The 24,631-nt window shown below is 65.6% G+C and carries 17 protein-coding genes and 2 pseudogenes; 11 read left to right on the forward strand and 8 right to left on the reverse strand.

The window, feature by feature from the left end; genetic code table 11:
* Positions 1 to 1,860 carry a S9 family peptidase gene (locus FXF75_RS06150; protein WP_163520724.1) on the reverse strand — a complete coding sequence of 620 codons (1,860 nt, stop codon included), beginning with the start codon at positions 1,858 to 1,860 and terminating at the stop codon, positions 1 to 3.
* A gap of 110 nt (positions 1,861 to 1,970) precedes the next feature.
* On the opposite strand from FXF75_RS06150, the gene FXF75_RS06155 reads away from it, so the two are divergent.
* From FXF75_RS06155 to FXF75_RS06180, 6 genes are all read left to right on the forward strand, one after another.
* Positions 1,971 to 2,213, forward strand: coding sequence for a hypothetical protein (locus FXF75_RS06155; protein ID WP_163520725.1), 243 nt, complete (start codon positions 1,971 to 1,973; stop codon positions 2,211 to 2,213).
* A gap of 156 nt (positions 2,214 to 2,369) precedes the next feature.
* Entirely contained in the window at positions 2,370 to 3,572 is a 1,203-nt protein-coding gene (locus tag FXF75_RS06160; protein ID WP_163520727.1) for an amidohydrolase, read from the forward strand.
* Positions 3,573 to 3,659: 87 nt separating this feature from the next.
* Positions 3,660 to 3,926 (forward strand): hypothetical protein, encoded by a 267-nt coding sequence (locus FXF75_RS06165; RefSeq protein WP_163520729.1) that lies wholly within the window; start codon positions 3,660 to 3,662, stop codon positions 3,924 to 3,926.
* A 94-nt stretch (positions 3,927 to 4,020) separates the two neighbouring features.
* On the forward strand, positions 4,021 to 4,593 hold the full coding sequence (locus FXF75_RS06170; RefSeq protein WP_163520731.1) for a hypothetical protein: 573 nt from the start codon (positions 4,021 to 4,023) through the stop codon (positions 4,591 to 4,593).
* A gap of 237 nt (positions 4,594 to 4,830) precedes the next feature.
* Positions 4,831 to 7,191, forward strand: coding sequence for a methyl-accepting chemotaxis protein (locus FXF75_RS06175; RefSeq protein WP_163520732.1), 2,361 nt, complete (start codon positions 4,831 to 4,833; stop codon positions 7,189 to 7,191).
* A complete protein-coding gene (locus FXF75_RS06180; RefSeq protein WP_240334500.1) occupies positions 7,188 to 8,369 on the forward strand; it encodes a BMP family protein in 1,182 nt (393 codons plus the stop codon). Before FXF75_RS06175 ends, FXF75_RS06180 begins: the two co-directional genes overlap by 4 nt.
* 312 nt (positions 8,370 to 8,681) lie before the next feature.
* On the opposite strand, the gene FXF75_RS06185 is transcribed toward FXF75_RS06180, so the two are convergent.
* From FXF75_RS06185 to FXF75_RS06200, 4 genes and pseudogenes are all read right to left on the reverse strand, one after another.
* Positions 8,682 to 10,664, reverse strand: a complete 1,983-nt coding sequence (locus tag FXF75_RS06185; RefSeq protein ID WP_163520733.1) for a SpoVR family protein — start codon at positions 10,662 to 10,664, stop codon at positions 8,682 to 8,684.
* 43 nt (positions 10,665 to 10,707) lie between these two features.
* On the reverse strand, positions 10,708 to 12,021 hold the full coding sequence (locus FXF75_RS06190) for a YeaH/YhbH family protein (protein WP_163520735.1): 1,314 nt from the start codon (positions 12,019 to 12,021) through the stop codon (positions 10,708 to 10,710).
* A pseudogene (locus tag FXF75_RS06195) lies at positions 12,012 to 14,371 on the reverse strand (PrkA family serine protein kinase). Before FXF75_RS06195 ends, FXF75_RS06190 begins: the two are co-directional and overlap by 10 nt.
* A gap of 2 nt (positions 14,372 to 14,373) precedes the next feature.
* On the reverse strand, positions 14,374 to 16,437 hold the full coding sequence (locus tag FXF75_RS06200) for a PrkA family serine protein kinase (protein WP_163520737.1): 2,064 nt from the start codon (positions 16,435 to 16,437) through the stop codon (positions 14,374 to 14,376).
* Between the two features lie 566 nt (positions 16,438 to 17,003).
* Here FXF75_RS06200 and FXF75_RS06205 point away from each other — a divergent pair.
* Positions 17,004 to 17,420, forward strand: coding sequence for a DUF5820 family protein (locus FXF75_RS06205; protein WP_163520739.1), 417 nt, complete (start codon positions 17,004 to 17,006; stop codon positions 17,418 to 17,420).
* Positions 17,421 to 17,485: 65 nt separating this feature from the next.
* On the forward strand, positions 17,486 to 17,935 hold the full coding sequence (locus FXF75_RS06210) for a UPF0179 family protein (RefSeq protein WP_163520741.1): 450 nt from the start codon (positions 17,486 to 17,488) through the stop codon (positions 17,933 to 17,935).
* A 151-nt stretch (positions 17,936 to 18,086) separates the two neighbouring features.
* Here FXF75_RS06210 and FXF75_RS06215 read toward each other — a convergent pair whose 3' ends face one another.
* Both FXF75_RS06215 and FXF75_RS06220 read right to left on the reverse strand, forming a co-directional pair.
* A complete protein-coding gene (locus FXF75_RS06215) occupies positions 18,087 to 19,067 on the reverse strand; it encodes a PepSY domain-containing protein (protein WP_163520743.1) in 981 nt (326 codons plus the stop codon).
* Between the two features lie 383 nt (positions 19,068 to 19,450).
* On the reverse strand, positions 19,451 to 21,232 hold the full coding sequence (locus tag FXF75_RS06220; protein WP_163520744.1) for a M3 family oligoendopeptidase: 1,782 nt from the start codon (positions 21,230 to 21,232) through the stop codon (positions 19,451 to 19,453).
* A gap of 266 nt (positions 21,233 to 21,498) precedes the next feature.
* Between FXF75_RS06220 and FXF75_RS06225 the strand changes: the two genes are divergently transcribed.
* On the forward strand, positions 21,499 to 22,224 hold the full coding sequence (locus FXF75_RS06225) for a ribosome assembly factor SBDS (protein ID WP_163520746.1): 726 nt from the start codon (positions 21,499 to 21,501) through the stop codon (positions 22,222 to 22,224).
* A 57-nt stretch (positions 22,225 to 22,281) separates the two neighbouring features.
* On the opposite strand, the gene FXF75_RS06230 is transcribed toward FXF75_RS06225, so the two are convergent.
* Positions 22,282 to 22,602, reverse strand: coding sequence for an FUN14 domain-containing protein (locus FXF75_RS06230; protein ID WP_163520747.1), 321 nt, complete (start codon positions 22,600 to 22,602; stop codon positions 22,282 to 22,284).
* Between the two features lie 215 nt (positions 22,603 to 22,817).
* Between FXF75_RS06230 and FXF75_RS06235 the strand changes: the two genes are divergently transcribed.
* On the forward strand, positions 22,818 to 23,174 hold the full coding sequence (locus tag FXF75_RS06235; RefSeq protein ID WP_163520749.1) for a DUF2209 family protein: 357 nt from the start codon (positions 22,818 to 22,820) through the stop codon (positions 23,172 to 23,174).
* A pseudogene (gene hflX / locus FXF75_RS06240) lies at positions 23,171 to 24,465 on the forward strand (GTPase HflX). Before FXF75_RS06235 ends, hflX begins: the two are co-directional and overlap by 4 nt.
* Positions 24,466 to 24,631: the final 166 nt, after the last annotated feature.

The raw sequence follows: 24,631 nt of genomic DNA on the forward strand, positions 1-24,631 counted from the left end.
TTACTCCGTATCGCCCGACTCGTGGGGCCGACTGCTCCCGTCGTCGGGGTCGATTTCGAGGTACTTGGCGAACAGGTCCGCCACCCGCGAGTAGGCGTCGAGGACGTTCTCCCGCTTGAGGAAGCCGTGTGGTTCGTCCTCGTAGGTCTGGAACTCGTAGCGCTTGCCGTGCTTCTCCAACTCCTCGACCAGTTGCTCGGACTGGCTAACGGGGACGCGAGCGTCCTGCTCGCCGTGGAGAACGAGCAGCGGCGCGTCGATGTCGGGGACCGACCGGACGGGACTCGCCTCGCGGTAGTTGTCGATGTCGGTCGCGGGGAAGCCCAGTTCGCGCTTCATCAGCCGCCAGCCCACGTCGTCGGTGTCGTCCGAGAACGTCTCGTAGTCGTAGACGCCGTAGAAGGCCGCTCCGGCGTCGAAGCGGTCGGTCTTCCCCAGCGCGTTGACCGTCATCAGGCCGCCGCCGCTCCCGCCGAAGATGCCCGCGCGGTCGGGGTCCACGGCGTCGTAGGCGTCCGCGAGCGCGTCCGCCGCGTTCACCACGTCGTCGAGGTCGCCCTCGCCCCACGCGAAGTCGTTGCGGTTCCGGAACTCCCGGCCGAACCCGCTGGACCCGCGGTAGTTCGGTTCTATCACGGCGAACCCCTGCGCGGCGAAGTACTGGGCGCGGTGGTTGAACTCGTAGCCGTCGAACGCGGTGGGACCGCCGTGGGGGTGGACGAGCAGGGGAACCGAGTCGGAGTCGGCCCGTTCGTGGCCTTCCGGGAGGTAGACCATCGCGTGAATCTCGACCCCGTCTGTCGAATCGTAGGTAATCGACCCCGGTTCGACGAACCGGTCGTCGAGACCCGCGGGCGGTCGTCCTGTGACGCGCTCGCCGGTCGAGAGGTTGCGGACTTCGGGCGGCGTGGTCGGGTCCGCGGCGACAGCGAAAACGTCGCCCTCTCGCCACTCGGGGAAGTAGCGGTCGCCGGGAGCGTCGGTCAGGGTCTCGGTCTCGCCCGAGTCGCACGAGACGGTCCGGACGCTCACGTCGCCCTGCCGCGTCGCCGTGACCGCGAGGGTCTCGCCCGTGGCGTCCCACGAGGGCGCGCCGAAGTCGGTTCCGCGCTCGGCCAGCAGTCGCTCGGGTTCGGCGCGGTCCGGACCGGTGACGTAGACCGCGTCGAACCCGCTCTCGTCGTGGACGAACGCGACTTCGTCCGAGTCGGGTCGCGGCCGGGGCGCGTAGGCGTTCACCGAGTCGGCGGCGAAAATCGGTTCGACCGCTCCGTCGCGGGTCACGCGGACGACCTGACTCGCGCGGTCCGACAGGTCGCGGTGGCGCGTCCGGACGGCGTAGAGCGCGCCGTCGTCGTCCCACCGGGGGTCGGCGTAGAGGAACTCGTCGTCGCGCAGGACCTCGACGCGGCGGCCGTCCGCGGCGGCGACGGCGAGTGACCCCGGCGACCAGTTGTCGGTCACGAACGCGATTTCGTCGCCGTCGGGCGAGAATCGGGGCTGGGAGTCGAGCGCCTCGTGGTTCGTGACGCGACGCTTCTCTCCGGTTTCGGGGTCCACGGTCCAGACGGAGAGACCGTCGCCGTCCTCGCCGGCGTAGGCGATAGCGTCGCCCTCGGGGTGCCAGTCGAACCACCGCGGGTCGAGGTGGGTGTAGCGCTGGGCGAGGACCCCTCTGCTGGTGAGTGTTCTGGTATCGTCGCCGTCTTTCAACAGGAGGTTCGTCCGATGCTCGCGGCTCTCGGCGTAGACGAGGCGGTCACCGTCGGGTTCCGCGACAACCTGCTCGGCCGTCTCGGCGGTCGCGGCGTCGGCAAGCAGGTTGTCGGTCGCGGTGTCACGCAGGTCGCGTCGATACATGGCTGTGGTATGCCGTGACCCGGGTTTATGTTTCAGGGTAGCGGAGAATCGCCCATTTTGTTCCCTAGGTTTATTGTAGGTAAGTTATATTGTATGGTTGGGTGTTACCTATGAACAAGAAACTGCTCGTCGCGGTTGTCGCACTCGGACTGCTAGTCGGACTGACCGGGCAAGTCGGAGCAACGGTATCGACGGACGGCTGTCTCTCCACGGTGGAGGACACCGAACACTGTGGCCACTCGATAGAGTTGGTCTCGAACGACCTCGTGAACGAAGAGGGCGACCTGTCGGTCGTCGTGACGGGGGAAGACCAATTCTGCGATGCTGAGAAGATAGGAGGCAACAAGTGTTAGAACAGAGGCCGGGAACACCCATCCCTGACGTAGCGGGTGGACTGTTCGGTCGTCGGTAGAGGGTGGCGATACCGACGAAACGTCGTCCCCTCCTCCGGTTACCGGATGGAGTTTCGAACCGAAACTCTATTACTCACACTTGCTGACCTACGAGTCGTGCGAGCAATCGTCAATGGGACGGTCCACACGGTTTCGGAGCGCGGCACGATAGACGGCGGAACGGTGCTGGTCGAGGACGGCGAGATTTCGGCGGTCGGCCCGGACGAGGAGGTGGAGATTCCGGACGACGCCGACGTGCTCGATGTCGAGGGTCACCACGTCACTCCCGGACTCGTCGACGCCCACAGTCACGCCGGGATGGCCGAGTGGGGCGAACCCGAGGACGGCGACTTCAACGAGGTGTCGGACCCCGTGACGCCCCACGTCAACGCGCTCGACGGGTTCCACCCTCGCGACGAGGAACTCCAGCACGCGTTTCAGGGCGGCGTCACGACCGTCTCGGCCCGGATGGGGAGCGCGAACGTAATCGGGGGCGTCATCTGCTCGATGAAGACCTACGGCGACGTCGCAGACCGGATGCTCGTCCGCGAGGACGGCATGAAGGCCGCGTTCGGCGAGAACCCCAAGCGGTTCCACGGCGACCAGAAGGACCGCCAGCCCTCGACTCGGCCGGGAGTGGCCGCGACCCTCCGGCAGGCGCTGATGGAGGCCGAGGACTACGTCGAGCGACGCGAGAAGGCGCGCGAGGAGGGCGACCCCTTCGAGCGCGACTTGGGCATGGAGAACCTCGCCCGCGTCGTGGAGGGCGACCTGCCGCTCCGGGTCCACGCCCACCGCGCCGACGACATCGCCACGGTGTTCCGTATCGCCGACGAGTTCGGCATCGAGAACCTCTCCATCGAACACGCGACGGAGGGCCACGTCCTCGCCGAGGAGTTCGTCGAGCGTGACGTGCCCGCCGTGGTCGGCCCGACCATCTCGTCGGCGAGCAAGTACGAACTCCGCAACATCACCTTCGAGACGCCGGGCATCCTCCACGACGCGGGCGTGAAGGTCGCCATCCAGACCGACGCGCCGGTGCTCCCGCAGGAGCATCTGGACGTCTGTGTCGGTCTCGCGGTCCGCGAGGGGCTTCCGGAGGACGTGGCGCTCCGCACCGTCACGCGGAACCCGGCCGAGATTCTGGGTATCGAGGACCGCGTGGGAACGCTCGAACCGGGCACCGACGCCGACCTCGTGGTCTGGGACGGCCCGATGTTCGAATTGGACTCCGACGCCCGGCAGGTGTTCGTGGAGGGCGAGCGAATCTACGACAGCGAGCGCGACGACGTGGACCCCCGCGAGGAGTACGCGTGGTAACGTAGCGGCCGTATTCGGCCTCTCCCGACGGAATCCGGCACAGCAAACGGAACACTCATATGCTGACAGACAGGTACATCGTGACGGATGTCGCCGTCCCCTCCGTTCCTCGACCGGAAAACGGGCACGATAGACTGGAAGCAGGTGTTTCGTGAGGCGGTTCCGCTCGCTCGCCTCGTCGGAGTGTTCGTCGCTGTCGCGCTCGTCCCGTTCGCGTTCGTCTTTCTCTTCGAGGACAACGCGGCCCTCCGAGCGATGTTCACGGTGGCGACGCAGTTCGTCCTCGCAGTCGGGTCCGGCATCGTTCTGATGTACGTCGTCTCGCGCGGGATTCGACTCGCCGACGAGCAGTAGATTCCGACGACGACGCTCGGAGACCGGCGGCGACGAACGCCGTCGCCTGGACCAACCTATTTGTCGGTTCACCGATTACTACCGGCCGACACGCATGCGTGGGACCACGCGGACCGCGGTGGCGCGCACGCTCGAACGGGCAGTCCGGTGGGGAATCGCCGCCGTGTTCGGAGAGGGGTTTCGGCGACGAAATCCCGGTGCGGTCGCGAACGCCGTCGGCGCGCTCGCGGCCACCTTCCTGCCGGACGTAATCGAACGCCGGTACGACGTGGCGTTCCGGCCGTGGCAGCGCGTCTACACCGCCGTGGCGATGCTGGCCCACGCCGTCGGGATGCTCGGACCGTACGACGACACGTGGTGGTGGGACCACGTCACCCACACGCTCTCGGCGACGCTCCTCGGCGGTGTCGTCCACGCCGCCGCCCGCCGCCGCGGCCGTGACCCTCGTCCGCGGGTTCTCGCCGTCATCGTCTGCGCCGGGGTCGTCTGGGAACTACTGGAGTACGTCGTCCACGCGGTCAGTCGTCGTCTCGGCATCGAACCCCTGCTCGTCCAGTACAGCACCACGGACACCTTTCTGGACGTGGTGTTCGACCTGCTGGGCGCGCTCCTCGTCCTCGCGTTCGGCGACCGCCTGCTCCGGAACTTCGCGCCCGACGCGGAGTAGACCGAGGCCAGCGCGTCCCGAGGTACCGACGGCGACCGACCTGCGTTACCGACTGACGGGGAGCAGGTGTCGTTCGACGCCCCTCCGACCCGTCGCACCGAGCGCGAACGTCTCGGTGACCGCCTGTATGACGTCTAATTCGGGTTTTTAACGTTCCTTAGTAAGTGGTTCAACAATCGAATATCAATTCTGATTCTGGTCGAAGTTATTAAGAGCTGAGTGGGGCTCCTCACGAGTATGGCAACTGAACCGGACGATTCGTCGGGAGACCCGTCCAGGGGACTCCTGTCACGGTTGGGAGACCGACTCCCGACCGGAGCGATACCGAACGTCTTCAGACGGACGTTCGCCGCGAAGTTCTTCGGCGTCGTCCTCGTCGTGGTCCTCGTCACGAGCAGCGTCGGGGCGTACAACTACGCCTCCACGCAGGACGCGCTGGAGAAGGACGTGAAGAACCGCATCAGTTCGACCGCCGACCTGCAGGCGAGCAGACTCGGCGAGTGGGTCCGGAGCAAGCGGACGCTCACCCGGACGCTCTCGCAGGCGCAGGCGTTCCGGACCTACAACCAGCGCGGCGTGAACTACTACCTCGAAGCCCAAGAGCCGACCCTCCCCGACGACGTTCGGGCGGTCCACTTCGTCAACACCACATCGTGGAACGTCGTCGTCAGTTCGAACGACGACGCCGCGGGCACGAACCTTCGGGAGAGCGGCGTGCCGTGGGCGACCGACGACCGGGCCGCGGACCTTCAGCGGCCCAGCGACGTCTTCGTCTCGAGTCGGCCGTACGACGCGCCCGGTAGCGAGGGACGCGTCGTCGCGTTCGTCAGTCGCGTCCCCGACAAGTCCGACCGTGCCGTGGTCCTGACAGCCAACATCTCCGCGCAGATGAACGGTCTCCACCAACCGGTCAAGGACGGCGAGACGGTGGTGTACAACCTCGACGGCGACGAGGTGTTCGACACCGGCGACTCCAAACTGGACGGCAAACTCGCCGGAGAGGCCATCGTCGGGTCGGCGGGTTCGAGCGACGGTCTCGTGACCACCGACAACTTCGTGGCCAACCACAGGCCGGTCGCCGGGGCCAACTGGGTCGTGGTCTCGTACGCGCCGAAGGCCAGCGCCTTCTCGATGCGCGACCGGGTCGGCACCAGCCTACTGACCACGATTCTGGCCGCGGTCCTCGCGCTCGGCGTGGTCTCGCTGGTCTTCGAGCGCCGGACGACCGCGACGCTGAACGAACTCACCTCGAAGGCCGAGGAGATAGAGCGCGGCGACCTCGACACCGACCTCCGGAGCGACCGCATCGACGAACTCGGCCAGCTCTACGACGCGTTCGCCAGCATGCGCGACGCCATCGGCGAGAAGATTCGGGCCGCCGAGTCGGCGCGCGAAGAGGCCCGAGAGGCCCAGCAGGTCGCCGAGCGGGAACGCAAGGACGCCCAAGAGGCCAAGGAACGAGCCGAGACTCTCAACGGCCACCTCGAACGGAAGGCCGACAGTTACAGCGAGGTCATGCAGGACGCCGCCGACGGCGACCTCTCTCGCCGGATGGACACCGACGCCGAGAGCGAGGCGATGGCGCGAATCGCCTCGGCGTACAACCGGATGATGGACGAACTGACCGACGCGATGCTGGAGGTCAGGTCCTTCAGCCGGAAGGTCGCGGGCGAGAGCGAGCAGGCGACCACCAGCCTCACCGAGGTCCAGCGCGCCAGCGAGGAGGTCAGCGAGTCCGTCCAAGAGATTTCGGACGGCGCGGTCGAACAGAACCACGACCTCCAGCGCGCCAGCGACGAGATGAGCGACCTCTCGGCGACCGTCGAGGAGGTCGCGTCCTCGACCGACAACGTGGCCCAGCGCGTCGAGGAGGCCGCCGCCGAGGGCGAGGAGGGTCAACAGGCCGCCCAAGCGGCTATCGAGGAACTCGACAGCATCGAGGACCGCACCGAGCGAACGGCGGAGTCGGTCGAGCGCCTCCGCGACGAGGTCGGCGACATCGAGGAGGTCGTCGGGTTCGTGACCGACATCGCCGAGCAGACGCACGTCCTCGCGCTCAACGCCTCCATCGAGGCGGCCCGCGCGGGCGAGGCCGGAGAGGGCTTCGCGGTCGTCGCCGAGGAGGTCAAGAACCTCGCCGAGCAGACCCAGTCGGCCACCGACGAGATTCGAGGCTCCATCGACCGGGTCCGCGACCAGACCGAGACGACCGTCGAGGAGATGCACGAGACCCGGACCAGCGTCTCGGACGGCACCGAGACCGTCGAGGAGGCCCTCGAAGCGCTCGAACGCCTCGTGGACGACGTCTCCGAGACCAACGACAGCATCCACGAGATAAGCCGCGCGGCCGAGCGACAGGCCGAGTCGGTGCAGGAGGTCGTCGCCACGGTCGAGGACGTCTCCAGCGTGAGCGAGGAGACGACCACGCAGGCCGAGACGGTCTCGGCGGCCGCGGAGGAACAGACCGCCTCGCTGAGCGAGGTGTCGAGCAGCGTCGAGGACCTCGCGGAGCGGTCCGAGCGTCTGAGCGAACTGCTGGAACAGTTCGACTTCGAGACCGAGGAGCAACCGCCCGCTCGGACGGTGAGTCCGGAATGACCGACGACGGGATGCAAACGCCGTCTCCGGTCTCGCGGCGGCGACTGCTCGGCGGGATGGCCAGCGCACTGGGCATCGCGGGTCTGGCGGGGTGTTCCGGCGGTGGTTCGGACGAGCGGACGACCGCGTCCGACGCGGCGTCGAGTACGACGCGACAGACGACTCGGCCGACGACGACCGAGCGACCCGAGAACACTGACGCCCGCGTCGGCATGGTGTACGCGCTTGGCGGACTCGGCGACAACTCGTTCAACGACATGGCCCACTCGGGCGCCCAGAAGGCCCGCGAGGAGTTCGGCATCAGCTTCGAGAACGCCGAACCGTCCTCAGCGGCGGACATCGAGCGCCTGCAACGCGAGTTCGCGGCGGCGACGGACCCGCCGAAGGACCTCGTCTGCTGCGTCGGCTTCGCCCAGACCAGCGGTCTGGTCGCGAACGCGACCGAGTACCCCGACCAGCAGTTTCTCCTCGTGGACGGCGTGGCAACCGCGGACGACGGGAGCCTCCTGCCGAACGTGGCCAACTACACGTTCGCGGAGCATCAGGGGTCGTTTCAGGTCGGGTATCTGGCCGGACTGGTCACCCAGCGCGATTTCAGCGCTGGCTCGGGCCGGACGACCGACGACCTCGCGGTCGGCTTCGTCGGCGGCGTGGACGTGCCGCTCATCCACAAGTTCGAGGCCGGATTCCGGGCGGGCGTGGCCCGCGCCAGCGAGGACATCGAGGTCACGTCGGCGTACGTCGGGTCGTTCGCCGACCCGGACGCCGGGCAGAAAATCGCCGGGGAGATGTACGCGGACGGCGCGGACGTGGTTTACCACGCCGCGGGCGGGTCCGGTGTCGGCGTCTTCCGCGCGGCTCAGGAGGCCGGACGGTTCGCCATCGGCGTGGACAACGACCAGTCGCGCAGTGTTCCGGAGTACAGCGACGTCATCCTCGCCAGCATGGTCAAGCACGTGGACAAGGCGGTGTTCCGGTCGATAGCCAGCCTCGTGGACCGGAAGTTCCGGTTCCGGGTCGGGACCGTCAACACGCTCGGACTGCTCGAAGGCGGCGTCCGCGCGGTCTACGGGACCGACCTCGGTTCCGCGATTCCGAGCGAGGTGTCGGAGCGACTCGACGCCTCGCGAAGAGCCATCATCAAGAACGAAATCGACGTGCCATCGACGCTCTCCTGACGACCCTCCGGAGTCGAGGCCGGGAGACCGGACACCGTCGGCGCGCGCTTAAGCGGTCCTCGTGACCGCGCCGAGCGTGCGAGGGACGGCGGCCGCGGATGCGGCCGTCGAGGCTGAGGAGGTGTGAGGCCTGCGGTTGCAGTGCGGAAGACTCCTACGAGTCGGTCGTAGCTAGCTACTCGATGTGTTCGACCAAACGACTAGCCAACCTCACTCGATGCGTTCGACTGAATCACCAAGCCGGTCCACCTGAAAACAGACTCCTTCTCGACACCGCTGACGAAACGAACCCCGCTCCGGACGAGGTGATTCTCAGGCCAACCAGTCTTCGGGCTTGGTGTCGTAGTCCACCTCGTCGGCCGCGATATCCTCGACTTCGCTCCACTCTAAGTCCTCCATCGTGAACTGCTCGCCGTCGTAGCGCAGGAGCTTCCCGACTTCCTCGGGTTCCGGTTCGCGGTCCCGACGCCGGGCGATTTCGGCGTCGCGGTCGTCCACCTCCTTCACGATGGTCTTGAGGTTCACCGGGCGACCCCACAGGTCGAACACTCGCTCCAGCGTGCGCTTGGCCTGCTCGACGTCGAGCATCACGCCGTTGTAGTGGTGGCCCAGTAGCAACTCGTTCCGGTTGTTGTAGTTGCCGTCGTACACCGCGACGGTGGGCTTGCCGAAGTTGGTGAACTGGAGCATCAGCTTCTTCTTCACGTCCTCGTAGTCGGTGCTGGCGACGCGGTAGTCGCCCGTGGTCTGGCTGAACTCGTAGGTGAAGTACTGGTTGTCCGTGACGAACTCCTGCGTGAGGTAGCTGTCGAGGAACGTCACGTCGTTGTTGCTCGCCCGGACCTCGCGCATCTTGTCCCAGCCCACGGTGTAGTCAACGTCGGCGATGGCCTCCTCGACCGAGTCGTACCGGGCGTCGTCCACGATGTAGCGCGCGAACTGTTCGAGGTCCTGCTGGGAGACCGACCGGAGGAACCCGCGGTTCTGGCGCTTGCACAGCGAGAAGTGGCGCTCGGCCAGTCCCTCGTAGGTCAGCACCTTCCACGGGTAGCGCCGGAGGTCTATCTCCCCCTCTTTCGCGGCCGCCAGCATCTCCTCGTCCACCTTCTCGGGAGCGAGGTCGTCCAACTCGTCCAGATTCTCGGGGTCGATGGCGTCGATTCTGGGGTCGGGCGCGAGCAGTTCCTGCACCCGGTCGAAGTCCACCGTGTCGTGGAAGTTGCGCCACGTGACGCCCTCGGTCCGCAGGAGCTTCCGCGCGACCTCCCGGCGGTTCTCGGTGTTCTCGATATACTCCCAGAGCTCCTTGCCGAGCTGGTAGGGGTTGAGCCCCGGCGAGTTGAGGACTCGCGCCTGATGGTCGGCGTACTGGAGGAACTCGTCGTCGTCCGCGAACGCCTCCTCGCCCATCATCATCGACTCCCAGTAGGCGGCCCACCCCTCGTTCATCACCTTCGTCAGCTTCTGGGCCGCGAAGTAGTACGACTCGGCCCGGAGCATCTCCAGAATCTCGCGCTGCCACTCGGTCATCTCCTCGGCCTTGCCGGTCTCCTCGTCGTAGGCCTTGCCGTGGTCACGGAGGAACGCCAGCACGTCCATCTCGGGGTCGTCGAGTTCCGGGTCCTCGGCCTGCTCGTCCAGCCACTCCTCGTCGAAGACCTGCTGTTTCACCTCGTCCGAGAGGTCCATCTCGTCGAGTTTCTGGTCGAGTTCGTCCTCGATGCCCTCCTCGTCGTCGCCCCGCCGCTCGAACTGGCGCTTGAACGGTTCGTGCTGGTCGATGTTGTCCTCCAGACACAGCACGCTGTCTATCCACTGCTCGACCGCCTCGCGGTCGATTTCGGGGTCGGACATGTACTCCTCGATGCGCCGGGCGTGGCGCTCCAGCATCGCCGCGGCGTCCAACTCGTCGGCGAACATCCGGTACCACCGGTTCTTGGCGAAGAAGTCGGCGTGGGCCTCGACGTGGGTGATGACCGCCTTCTGGTCGGCCACGTCGTTGGACTCCTGCAGGAAGGCGTGAGAGGGGTCGTCGTTGATGACTATCTCGAAGGCCTTCCCGCCGGTGTACTGGCCCTGCTTCTGCTGGCGGTCGTACTGCATGCCCCACCGCCAGTGGGGGTAGCGCTCTTGGAAGCCGTTGTACGCGATGAGTTCGTTCATCTCGTCGTAATCGACCACCCAGTAGTTCACGTCGTAGGGGTCCAGCCCCAGCTTGTGGGCCAGATTCCGAGCCTCCTCGGCCGGTTCGCGGAGCGGTTCGGCTGCCTTGGCTGTTCTGGGTCGCTGTCTCATGGGTCTGGCTCCGTGGTGAACGTCGTAGTCTCGGTGGCTCGTCTCACGATTCGGCCTCCGTGCTGAGAATCTCGTAGATGGCGTCGGTCACGTCCTCGGGACTGTTGACGTAGCTGACCGCCACCTCCGACGACTCGCCGAAGTGGTCCTCGACCTCCTCGGCGTGGGTCGCGTTGATGGCCTTCCCGTCGGGTTGGGTCTCGACGTAGGCGTGGAGGTTCGCGGGAATCTCCTCCATCAGCGGCACGACGTTCTCGCTGGTGTCGTTCCGGGAGTTCTCGCTGTCGCCCGCCGCGAACACGTAGCGGTTCCAGTCCGACCACGGGTAGCGCTCGTCGAGAATCTCCGCGGTGAGTTCGTAGGCCGACGAAATCTTGGTCCCGCCGCCCGACCGGATGCCGAAGAACTCCTCGCGGTCGACCTCCCACGCCTCGGCGTCGTGGGCGATGTAGACGAACTCGGCGTTGTCGTACTTCCCGGTCAGGTACCAGTCCAGCGGCGTGAAGGTGCGCTCGACCAGTTCGCGCTTCTTCTCGCGCATCGACCCCGACACGTCCCGGATGTTGACGACGACCACGTTCTTCTCGCGCTCCTCGATGATTTCGGGGTAGCGGTAGCGCTCGTCCTCCCGTCGGAAGGGGACGTGGCGGATGCCCTCCTCCTTTATCTTCTGGGCCGTGCTGCGGTTGGTGACGTTCTCCTCGACCTCCTCGATGGAGTCCCACTTCGTCTTCTCGTCGGCGGGAATCTGGCCGTAGGCCTCTTCGAGCCAGTGCTTCGAGACGTTGATGGAGTTGTCCCGCGCCCATTCGAACGTCCTGTCCGGACCCCAGCCGTCGATTCGCAGCACCTCTTCGAGGAAGTCGGGGTCGAAGTCCATCGCCAACTTGCGCTTCAGCCCCTCCTTGAACATCTGCTCGAAGTCCAGCGTGGAGTCGGGACCGGTCCGGGTCATGTCGGTGAAGTCGCCTTCCTTCTCCTCGATGACCTCCTTCCCCTTCGGTTCGAGGTCCAGTCCCAGTTCGTCGTCTAGTTCCTCGGCGAACTCCTCGGGGTCCATCTCGTAGTAGTCGTGTTCCCCGCCTTCCTCGCCGGGTTCGTCGCCCTCGTCGCCCTCCTCGCCGGGTTGTGGCTGGGGTTCGCCGACCGGGTCGCCCACGTCGGGGTCGCCCTGCCCGACTCCGCCCTTGTCCCGCCGGTCGTACGCGAACTCCGGCAGGTCCACGATTTTGATGGGGATGTTTATCTCGTCGGGCAGGCTCTGGCCGAGGTCGCCGTACTGGATGAAGTCCGCGAGGTCCTCGCGCTTCTCCTCGCCGACCTCCCTGTAGCGCTCCAAGTCCTCTCTCAGTCCCATTTGTAGCTCACCTGACTCATGACGTGTTGGCTGGTCAGTTCCGCCGACGCCTCGCTGTAGCCGAACATCTCGACCAGATTCGTCACCGTCTTCTCCTTCACCGCGGCCGTCTCGGTGTCGCTGGGCGGGTCGGCCCACTGGTTGGGGTCGAAGTCCTCGTACACCCGGCGCACGTCGTCCCAGTCGTAGTTCGCCAGCACCGTCTTGATGATGGGAATCTCCTTGGGGTCGATGTCCGACACCGAGAAGTCCTCGTCGCGGTTCTCCCACGCGTGGCGGTTCAGCGCGGTGATGACCTTGTTGCGCCGGAACTCCTCGACCGCCGGCGAGGGACCGTGGTCGGCCCCGTAGCTCTCGGGCGAGAACCGGCCGAGGTGGTCGTCTCGAACACCTTCATCTTGAGCGCGTCGGGTTCGACGCGCTCGCCACGGTCGTTCTCGACCTGCTCGTCGGTCGCCCACGCGTAGACGTGTTCGATGTACTCCTCGACGGTCTCCTCGTCCACCCGCTTGTCGCGCATCATCGCGTCGAGGACGTCCTCCTCCTGTCGCTGGAAGATGTGGTTCTTCACCGGCACGAGTCGGTTCTCGTACTCGGTGCGCTCGGCCGTCGAGAAGACGGGCGCGCCCGTCAGTCCCTCGGCCATCGCGTTGAGGATGTCGCGGGGCATGATGACCTCCTCGACGGAGTACTCGGCGTGAGCGCGCTCGCTCTCCTCGTTGAGCAGGTCCGCGATGACGTCCCGCGTGTAGGTCACGGGAATCCCCTGCTCGCCGTCGTCGGCGTCGTCGCCGAACTCGAAGTCGTCCTTGTCGAGTCGGTCGTCGCCGTCGAGGAGGTACCCCCGGTCGAACAGTTTGGCCTTGTCCACGAGGTCGAGTCCCGCGGGCACGTCCTCGCCGTCGAGTCGAGTCACGACGCTGTAGAGCGCCGCGGCCTCGACGGCGTGGGGCGCGAGTTCGCGCTGGCCCACTCCGGTCCCGTGGTCGTTGTTCCGGACCGGGACCGAGAGGGGTTCGCGAATCAGCGTCTCAAGTTCGTCGTAGCTGTCGGCCCGCCAGACGTCGGTCTCGTTGGTCAGTTCGCGCCGGATGAGTTCGGCCTCCAGACTCAGGTTGGTGAGGTACTTGAACCGACGCCGGTCGAGTCGGCGCTTCAGCGCCTTGAGCGGGTCCGCACCGCCCGCCTCGGCGTGCTGGTTGAGTTGGGCCTCCAAGTCGGGATTCGAGATGATGAGCAACTGGGTGTCGATGTCCATCTGGATGCCCTTGTCCAGTTTCACCGTCTTCTCGTCGGGCACGTTGAGCAACTTCTGGAGCAGGTCGGCGTGCTGGGCGGCGTCCTCAACGATGGTGAGCAGGCCGTTCCCCTGCGAGAGGACGCCGTCGTAACTGAACGCCTGCGGGTTCTTGCGCCCTCGCGAGTCGAGTTCCTGCAACATCCCGCGCATCCACGACCCCACGAGGCGCTCCTTGGGCGGCCCGGAGTCCTCCGAGTGGAGGACGCCGATGCCGTGACCGATGTCCACCACGTAGTTCTTCACGCGGAGGTGGTTGGGGTCGGTGATGGCGCTGAACAGGTCCGCTTCGCCGGTCCGACGGTACTGCTCTTCGAGGTAGTCGTAGGCCTCCCGACTGAAGGGGTCGAGTTTGCTGTCCACCTTCAGGTCGATGTGGTCCTCGACCTCGGCGTTGATTCGCGCGAGGATGTCCTCGCGGACCTCCTCGGGGAACACCGTCAGCGGGTTGGCCTGCACCGGACTCGGGAACCAGTTCTCCTCGTCGGCGGCCGCCCGCTCCTCGCCGTAACTCAGGCCGCGGGCCTCGGTGGCGCTGGCGATGTTCCACTCGACGGTGTAGCGACGGCCCGCCTCGGTCTTCGAGAACTCGCGGAGACCGTTGACGAGACACCGCTTCAGTTCGGACTTGCCGGTCGCCGTCGGCCCGTCGAACCAGATTATCTTCTCGGCCTTGCCGCGTTCGGCCGCGATGGACCGGAGGTCGTCCACGAACGCGTTGAGGACCTCCGTGTTGCCGAGGATGGCGTGTTCGCCGTCGTTAGCGGGGTCGTCGAAGAAGCGGTAGCGCTCCTTCTCCTCGCCAACCTCGACGACGGTCCGGGTGCCCATCGACTCGATGGCTTCGAGGAGGTACCTGCTGGCGTGGGCCGCAACGGTGGGGTTCCGGAACGCCTCGTCCACGAACTCGGTGAGGCTCTTGGGTTCCTCGTAGGTCTCCCTGAGTTCGCGGTCGGCCGCCTCGACGAACTCGCCGGCGTCGCGGTCCGGCGTCTCCTCGCGGCCGCTGGCGTCGTCGCGGCCGGTCCGCCCGTCGTCGTGGCCGGTCGCCACGGTTAGTCCTCCATCTCTGCGCGAGCGACCTCGGCACCGGCGAACTCCAGCACCTCCTTGGCGCCGTCACGCGAGTAGCCTTGGTCCACGAGCGCGTCTATCCACGCGTTCTGCTCGTCGTCGTCCATCTCGTTGGCCGACACCAGCGCCGAGAAGTTGATGTTGTGCTTCTTGTCCTCCCAGAGTTTGCGTTCGAGCGCGCGGCGCAGGCGGTCGTTGTCCTGCGGGTCGAACGGCGACCCCTCGCGGGCGCGCCGGGAGACCCAGTTGCTCACTTCCTGCCGGAAGTCGTTCTTGCGGTCGCGCGGGATGTCGAGTTTCTCCTCGACCGCCCGGAGGAAACTCTCGTCGGGTTCCTGCTCGCGGCCGGTGAGTTCGTCCTCGACGGTGTCGTCGTCGATGTACGCCATCACGTGGTCCATGTACTTCTCGCCCTGCCGCTGAATCTCCTCGATGTCGTAGGCCAGCGCGTGGCGCACGTCCTCGATGGCGCGGTCCTTGTACTCCTCGCGGACCATCTCGAGGTAGCGGTAGTACGTCTCGAAGTTCTCCTCCGGGATGGAGCCGTGGTTCTCGAGGTTCTCCTCGAAGTGGTTGAACACCGAGAGCGGACTTAGGAACCCCTTGTCGCGGTGGGTGGAGTTCATGATGGCCTCGGCTATCTCGTCGCCGATGAACCGGGCGGAGACGCCCTCCATCCCCTCGCCGATGTCGGCCGACTCCTCGCCCTCCTCGCGGAGTTTCTTCACGTCCACGTCCTCGCCGTCCTTTATCTCCCCGTTGTAGGCCTTGACCTTCTGCATCAGGTCCACCATCTCGCTGTCGGGTTCCTCGATGCGGGTCAGGACGCCGAACAGTCCGGCCATTTCGAGGGTGTGGGGTTCGATGTGGACGTCGGGCACGTCGGCGTTGCCCAACATCTTCCGGTAAATCTTGGCCTCCTCCTCGTACTCGAGGACGTACGGGAAGTCGATGCGCTTGGTCCGGTCGTTGAACGCCTCCATCTTCTCGTCGCCCTTCTTGTCGCGGTACTCGGGCATGTTCGTCCGGCCGACGATGACTTGGTCGATGTCGATTCGGGGGTTGTTCTTGGGCTTGATGGTCTGTTCCTGCGTCGCGTGGAGGAAGTCGTACAGAAACTCGCGCTGGAGTTTCAGCAGTTCCTCGCCCGAGAAGATGCCCCGGTTGGCGTTACAGAACGCCCCCGAGTAGTCGAACGCGCGCGGGTCGGACTCGCCGTAGATGGCGATTTTGCTGTAGTTGACGTCGCCGGTCAACTCGGTCTCGTCTTGGTTCTTCTTGTCCTTCGGTTCGAACGTCTCGACCGCTTGGCGCTTGTTCTCGTCGGCGGTGAGTCGGATGACCTCCACGTGGTTCTCGAGGACCTGCTGGATGTCGTCGTCGTAGTACGCCAGCAGTTCGTCCATGTAGAACGCCGACGCGGGGTCGAGCGACTGCTCGTTCTGGATGGTGTAGGGCGCGTCGAGGTTCTCGTTCAGGTCGTCGATGACTCGCTGGCGCTGTTCGAGCGGCAGCAGGACGAGGGGGTCCTGATTCATCGGCGACCGGACCGTGTCGTCGGCCGGGTCCTGGTCGTGGATGACGTCACAGAGGTTGGTCCACTTGTACGTGTACATCCGGCCCTCTTCGCGGAGGGTGTAGTCCTCGAAGTACTTCCGGGCCTGCCGGTCGAAGTCGGACTTCCCCGACCCCACCGGACCGAGCAGGAGTTTGATGCGCTTCTGCGGCCCGAGACCCCGCGCGCCGGACTTGACCTTGTTCACGAACTCGTGGATGGCGCGGTGGATTTCGTGGCCGTAGAACGTGTTCTCGCCGTCGTGCAGCGGGTCCTCCGAGGCGAGCAGGTACTCGACCACACCGGCTTCCTCGTCGTACTCGGTCCCGTAGTAGTCGAACATGTCGGCCACCCGCTGGTGGGCGTTCCGAGCGATTTTGGGGTCTTCGTACACCTCGTCGAGGTACCAGTCGAACGACTTGGTCTCGCGGAGGTCTTCGGGCATCGATTCTTGGTATCGCTGGCTGAGTTCTTCCAGTGTTGCTGTCATCGTATCACGCGTTCCGTTGGGAGAGTCGAGAGAGAGCAAACGGTTGACCGGTGGTTCTGTAGTTCGCGGCCGGAATATGTGGTAGACGGACACGCACAAAGAGGTGACGGCCACTCTGATATCTGATAACTTTTCACAAACGTGGCGCTGCCCGTGCCACACACCCCTTCCGACTCCTCGGACCCGCTCGTGCGCGGGACGCTACCGTTTTGGCCGTTCATGTACGTGCTATCCCACCCCGTATTCACGGCGACGTGCACGTCGGAGGGCGACGAACTCGGGCGGTCGTGAATCGGTAGGTTCGTGTTACCGCGTACCGCGTGGGTCGGTACCACCGATACTATTTAATGGATGGGATGTAGCGATATATAACTGTTGGCTCGACTCGATTTTGATTTTATATAAATTAACTCCATTGAACACCGACGACTGACGCGGGTGAAGGGCATCACCTCTTCGGTGGGAGTTGGTAACGGACCCGGCCTTTAAGACCGGGCGAGCGAGCGGACCGCTGTCGCCCGCGTGCGACCGGCAAGGCCTTACCCGGCAGGGCCGAACCGGCGACCATGAGCGACGGCGACCCGACCGAGCGCAGTTCGACCGACCCCGACCTACCCGCTGGCTGGACGGTCTGGAACGACGAACCCGAGGGACGCCGAATCCTCGCGTACCGGCCGGACGTGTTCGACGGCGACGAGTTCCCACCGGCGTGCATGCCGACGCTGTACGTCGCGGCTGGCGCGCCCAACCGCCCGGCCTCCGAGGCCGAGTACGGGACGACGCGGGTCTGGCGCGTCGAGTTCTTCCTCGAACCCGAAGTCGAGTTAGTCCCCGCGCGAACGTACGACACGCGCGAGGAGGCGGTCGCAGGCGCGCGAGAACTCGCGGCCGAGTTCGCTCGCGGCGAACTCGACTACCGAGGCGCGTATCAGGTCCCGCGGGAGGAGTACTTCGATGAACTCGACGAACTGACCGGGGAGTAGCGACAACTCGGCCGACCGGCCGACAGGACGAGAGTCTTAACCGGACGGCCCGCGTACCCGTGTCCATGTCGTCCATCACCCTCATCGGAACCCGTCTCGCCGACCCCGGTCAGGAGTTCGTCTATCGGGGCGAGTCCTCGGCCTGCGAGGGGTGTCCGTACCGCGACCAGTGTCTGAACCTCTCGGAGGGCGTGCGCTACCGCGTCAGCGACGTGCGAGACGGTGCCCAGACCCTCGACTGCGCCGTCCACGACAGCGGCGTGACCGCGGTGGAGGTCGAACCCGTCGGCGCGAAGGCCAACGTCCCCGCCAAGAACGCCTACGCCGGGAGCAAGGCCAGTCTCGAAGGACCCTGCCCGCACACGGAGTGCCCGAGCCACGAATTCTGCGAACCGGCGGGTGTGAACTTCGACGAGGACTACCAGATTACGGAGGTCGTGGGCGACCCGCCCCACGACTACTGCATGCTCGACCGGGACCTGACGCTGGTCGAGTTCGCGCCGAACGAGGAGTAGCAAACTGCGACCGGACCGACGTTCCGGGCTTCCGACTCGCCATGATGCGACGCGAGAACGAACTTGTCCGAACCGGACGAACGGACGACGAACGAACCAAAAAATCGGATGCCGTCACGCTATCGGTGCTGTCGAAAGCGAGCGCCGACTGTTAGAACCACCCGTCTTCGTCTTCTTCACCGATGAAGCCTTCGCCCTCTTCTTCTTCCTCTCCACCGTCGAAGAGATTCTCATCTTCCTCTCCTTCGACGCCGGTGAAGGGACCGAAGTCGTCGGCGGTGTCGAACTCGTCGTCTGCGGCGAACACCTGTTCGCCGAATCCGGTGAGCGTGGGAGCCACGAACTCGCTCGCGTCGCCGAACTCGTGACTGAGTTCGTCGTCACCGACGCAGCAGCCTTCGGTCTCACCGTCGTCCTGCATCGCACCCATCGCGCTGCTGTCCACCATGGCCGCTTCCGTCGTCTCGTTCGCCTGCTCGGTCGCCGTCATCTGGGCCTCCGCACCTCGCTTCGGGGTGACGTCGCTCACTTGGACGACCGAACCGTTGGTCAGGTCCACGACGACCGACTGGGTCGCGTTCGGCGAGACGAACGTGACCTGCTGGCCGGTGAAGTTGGGTTCGGCCTCGATGGCGACCTCTATCGGCACGAACTCGTCGCCGACCTCCTGCTGGGCCGCCTCCACCGCCGAGACGGCTCCGCCGATGTCACTCACGCTGATTCCCTGCTGTTGGAGCACGGTCTGGTTCACCTGTGCGATATTCCTGCTGACTTGGATGATTCCGGCGTCGGTCCCGTTGACGACGACGCCCGTGACGTTCCCCGTCTCGTTGGCGACGAGGACCTCGTATCCCGGCGTACCGTTCGCCCGTTTGAGTCGAACGCCGAGTACCGTCCCGCCGGTCTCGTTCTGCGCGAGGACGGCGGCTTCGTACGCCGTCACGTTGAGTTCCGAAAGGTTGAGACCGCCGGTGGTCTGGTTCTGCGCGCCGTCGTCCTGTAGATACTGTCCCCCTTCGACCGCGCTACGGTCGGCCGAACTGGCGGCGACTGCCGAGCCAGCACCCACTGCGACGACGCTGGCTACCAGTAACGCGCTCAGTCCGACCGATAGAAGTGTCCGTCCGTTCATTATGTTCACCTCGCTCGCACCGCAGTAGCGTGGGACGACAGCGACGCTAATAATTACTTTCGCCAATCCGTTACCTGTATAGATAGCCACCAATCGCAGTTCACCTAGCTATTCCGGCATGTCCGTGCCGCGAACTATCGGGCGACGTGACCCGAATGGTCGATTCGAAGACAGTTTCCTCTCAATCGCATTGGTGGTCCAACTCGCCTAATGTTCGACTTATCCCCAACGGTAATCGAACGAACCGGCCGTTCGGGGTCGGTTCGACGACGCTCGTCTCAGAGCTGTGACAGTGGGCGTGACTGCTGTCGGACAGGTCGGAACTGCGGCGGAGCCGTCGCCGGTGTCGTTTCGTCCGTCGGAACGAGTCGGACGAGCGAGGGTCAGAACTCGTCCAGATACCCCGCGAACGTCTCGGCGGCGCGCTCGTACGTGGCCGGACTGGTGACGTCGACGCCGAGGGCTTCGAACTGCGCGAGCAGGTCCTTCCGGCCGGTGTTCCGGAGGAAGTCGCGGAACCGGGAGGGACTGAAACTCCCCTCGCGGAGTCGGTCGCGGACCACCAGCGCGCCCGTCGCGCCGAGGACGTACTGGAAACTGCTGTATGGTTCGCGGGTCCCCTCACCGAGCCAGTTCCGTCCGGCACGGTCGTCGTACGCGACCTCGGGCCGGAACTCCGCGAGGAGGTCCGCGTGCGTCTCGCGAACGCGTTCGGCAGAGAGATTCTCCCCGTTCTCGACCGCTGTCGCGAGGCGGTGAGCGAACGCCGAATTCATCGTCTGGACGTAGAAGTTACCGCCGACGCACTCCAACAGGCGGTTCTTCGCGTGGGCCGCGAGCGGTCCGCCCTGTTCGATGCAGTGTTCGAGGACGAGAATCTCGTGGAGAACCGACGGAATCTCGCAGATAGCGCTCGGACAGGTCGCGTACCGGGTCGGTCCCTCGCGGTGGTACGAGACGTTGAGCGCGTGGCCGAGTTCGTGCCCGAGTACCGAGAGCGACCACAGGTCCTCGCGGTAGTTCGCCAGTACGAACGCCCCGTCGGCCGCCGAGGCCGGGCAGTACGCCGGGATGTCGGTCCGCTTGTTCTGGGTCGGATACGCGTCGATGCGGCGCTCCGCGAAGAACGACCGCGTTCGGTCCACGTAGTCCTCCCCCAGCGGCGCGAGCGCGTCGAGGATGTGTTCTTTCGCCTCCTCGTACGGAACCTCGGGTTCCGGGGCGTCCGCGATGGACACTTGGAGGTCCCACGGTCGGAGCGTCTCGACGCCGAGGCGCTCCCGACGGACCGCCTGCGCCCGGTGGTACGGTCCCAGATTCGCCCTGACCGCGTCGAGCATCACGTCGTGGACCGCTCCGGGCAGGTACGGTTCCGCCCCCGACTCTGGGTAGGTTCCCCGGAAGTCGCGGTCCCGAATCGAGTCGTAGCCCCGGACCTCGACCTCGGCGTCGGCGGCCGCGAGTTTCTCGGCGTAGGCCCGCGAGAGCGTGTGTTCGAACCGGTCCATCTCGCTCCAGAACGCCTCGTAGACCCGTTTGCGGTACGCCCGATTCGGATGCGATAGCTCCTCGCCGTAGTTGTCGTGTCGGAGTTCGACCGTTTCGCCGTCGGGTCGCTCCACGCTCGGTGCGTCGAAGTCCTCGGTCGTGACCGCCCGGATGACTCTGGTCGGCGCGGACCGCGTCTCGCCGTGGGTCGCGATGGCGTCCTCGGCGTCCGACGACCGGACTCGCTCGGCCTGCTCGCGCAGGCTCTCGGCGTATCGGCGATACTCGTCGAGTTCGGCGACGAACGCGTCGAGGCGCTCGTCGTCGGTCTCGCGGAGGCGACGGCGGACGGCCGCCGCGACGGGTTCGAACTCGGCCTCGATGTCGCGGAACCGCCTCCGAACGTCGTCGGCCGCGTCGGACTCGGTGTTGACGTTCCCGTAGAGCGTGGCGTACAGGTCGAGTCGCTGTTTCCGGCGGTAGCACTCCCCGGTTCGTTCGAGGAGCGCCCGGAGGTCCGCCGTCGTTTCGAGCGACGCCGCGGCCGCCGACTCCAGCGCCGAAATCCGGTCGCGGAGCGCCGCCGCGGCGTCGTCCCAGTCGTCCGGCGTCTCGAAGATGCGGGTCAGGTCGAATCGGTACTCGGATGCGATGTCGTCTCTCTCTGGTAAACTCATAGCCGTCTCGGGTGTTGTGCGGAGTCACTGCTGCGGTAGTCGCGGTGACGATACGGGTTGGCGACCGGGGCGAACGCCGGTCGGAGAAGTTAGCGGGTCATCGGTCGTTCCGTTGCCCGAACGTGTCACCCCGGCGTAATAACTGTACCGCTCGCCGGGACCGACGGCCGGGTTGCGTGCGAGCGGTGCCCGACGAACCGGGGTCGGGCGGTCGAACCGACGCGGCGACGCAAGCTTATTTGAGACGGGGGACACTACCGTACGGTATGATATCACTCGAAGAGGCGGTGACTGCCCGCCTCGAATCCCACGGCGAGCGGTTCGAGGTGCTGGTAGACCCCGACGCAGCGCTCGAAATCAAGCGCGGCGAGTTCGACGGCGAACTGGAGGACGTCATCGCGGCCGAAGACGTGTTCGAGGACGCGAGTCGCGGCGACCGACCCGCCGAGAGCGCACTCGAGGAGGTGTTCGGCACGACCGACCCGCTGGAGATAATCCCGCAGGTCATCCGCGACGGCGAGATTCAGATAACGGCCGAGCAGCGCCGTGAGATGCAGGAACAGAAGTACAAGCAACTGGTCAATCGCATCACGCGCAACGCGGTCAACCCCCAGATGGACGACGCGCCCCACCCGCCCGAGCGCATCGAGTCCGCGCTGGAGGAGACCGACTTCCGCGTGGACCCGATGGAACCCGTCGGGACGCAGGTGGACGACGCGCTCGACGCGCTCAAGCCGGTCATCCCCATCCGGTTCGACGAGGTGACCGTCGCGGTGCAGGTGCCCGCCGACTACGCCGGGAGCGCGCAGGCCAAGATTCGGCAGTTCGGCGAACTCGAACGCGAGGAGTGGCAGAACGACGGCGGTTGGGTCGGCGTCCTCACCTTCCCCGCCGGGATGCAGAACGAGTTCTACGACCTCGTGAACGAACACACGAGCGGCGAGGCCGAGACCCGAATCATCAAGGACGAGGACGAGATTCAGACGCGCTGACTGCGACTTGCTCTATCTGCCGGTAGAACGTTTCCGAGAAGAAGACCGATTCGCCGACTATCCCTTTCTGAAGCCGACCAAGAAGCCGCCGGTGAATCCGGCACCGACCGACAGCGTCGAGAGGATGGTCGTCACCCACGACGGGGGAACGCCTGTCTCGGCGGTTTCGCCAGCCTGAAGCACGCCTGCGGTGAGTCGATTCCAATCGACGGTCAGGATTCCTCTCGATTCGAGGAACTTGAAGAGGGCCAGTTCGATACCGACGAGGATGGCGATGAGCTTTGCCACCTTCTTGGCGGCGAAACCGATGACGCCGCCGACGACGGCTCCGGACCCGAATTCGAGTCCGAGTTGTTGGGGGTCTATTTCGAGGGGCATACGACCTATCCCTCATCGATGGAATAAGGTTCTTGTGGTAAGTGGGCCGGGTCGTTGAACCGAACCGTGTCCGCCGTTCATTACACGTCCCGCAGCGTCGTCCGCCGCGGTCGCCCCCGTCGTATCATTGAAAAGGGACGGGACCGTAGACCGACCTATGGGCACCGTGGGTGCGGAAACCGAGGTGAAGGCCCGGCGAGGCTAGCGTCGTCGGGGTGGACATCAGCGGCCGCCACGAGGAGTCCGGCGAGTACCTCATGGTGGCGGCGGCGGTCCACGCCAGCGTCGGCACGACACGCCTCCGCAACGTCGAGGGGATGGGGTTCGCCACGAGTCGGAATCCGCCGACGTTCGAGGACGCCGCCACCGTCGTCGCCGACGCGGTGGCCGAACTGCCCGAACCGCCGGACGGTCCGGTGGTGGCCGAGCGAGGCGAGTTCTACGAGGAACCCGACGTGAAAGTCGAGCAGTACCTCGGCCCGAGTTTCAAGTACGTCGAGAGTATAGCCGAACGAAAGACCGTGCAGACCGCACACCACGCCGCGTACGCCGCCCGAAAACTGTTCCTATGAAAGCGATAATCGCAAAGCGAGTCGATTCAGGCACACCAGACACCGAAGAGATACGCGACCTCGCCCGCGCGCGAGCTACGAGGTCGCGGCCGAGTTCACCCAGTCGCGCAAGGAGGACCCGGCGCTACAGGTCGGCGAGGGGAAGGCCGACGAAATCGGTCGCGCGGTCGCCGAGACCGGAGCCGGAATCGTCATCTTCGACAACGAACTCGGCCCGTACCAGACGTACAACCTCGGCCAGCGCGTCCCCGAGGACACCAGAGTCATCGACCGGTTCCGACTCATCCTCGAAATCTTCGGTCAGCGCGCGCAGACCCGGAAGGCCCAGCTACAGGTCGAGTTGGCGGAGTTACGCTACGAACTCCCGCGCGCGGAGGCCAAGACTAGCCTCGCCAAGCGCGACGAGCGGCCGGGGTTCATGGGGCTTGGCGAGTACGACGAGAGCCGCGAGCAGGACATCAAGGACCAGATTTCCCGCATCAAAGACGAGTTGGACTCTATCGCCCGGACCGAGGCCGACCGCCGGGACCGCCGCCGGGAGTCCGGGTTCGACCTCGTGGCGATGGCCGGCTACACCAACGCCGGGAAGTCCACGCTGATGCAGAGCCTCGCGGCCGACCTCGAACTCGGCGAGAACGAGGAGTTACACCCCGACCTCGACACCACCGCGGAGGCCCAAGACCGCCTGTTCACCACGCTGGGCACGACGACCCGGAAGATGGACATGGACCGCCGGGACGTGCTGTTGACCGACACGGTCGGGTTCATCAGCGACCTGCCACACTGGCTGGTCGAGTCGTTCAAGTCCACCCTCGACGCGGTGTACTACGCCGACCTCGTGTTGCTCGTGGTGGACGTGAGCGAACCCATCGAGGAGATACGCGAGAAACTCGTCACCTGCCACGACACGCTCTACGAGCGCAACGAGGCACCCATCGTGACGGTGTTGAACAAGATAGACGCGGTGAGCGAGGACGAACTCGCCGAGAAGACCGAGGCGCTCTCTGCGCTCGCGCCCGACCCCATCGCCGTCTCGGGCAAGGAGCAGACCAATCTAGTGGGTCTGCGCGAACGCATCGACGCCGAACTCCCCGATTGGGAGCGCGAGAAACTGGTCCTCCCGATGACCGACGACACCATGAGCGTCGTCTCGTGGGTCCACGACCACGCGCGGGTCAACGACGTGACCTACGCCAACGACGAGGTGGTCGTGGACTTCGAGGCCCGGCCCGCCATCGTCGAGCAGTCCCGCGCCAAGGCGGGCGACCTGACCAGCGCACCGTCGGCGTAATTCGTTTCAACTCTCGTTACTGCTCGGTCTACTTCCGGTGTGGTCGATTATCCCGACGGCCGAATCCGAAGTCCCGCGAATAACAAAGTAGCCCCGACCGTCAGACCAGTACGACAGGTGGCCAGCGCGACCGACCGGCGGGAGCGCCGACGCCCAACGTTCCCGG

It is taken from the genome of Halorussus sp. MSC15.2, assembly GCF_010747475.1.
Taxonomy (GTDB): Archaea; Halobacteriota; Halobacteria; order Halobacteriales; family Haladaptataceae; genus Halorussus.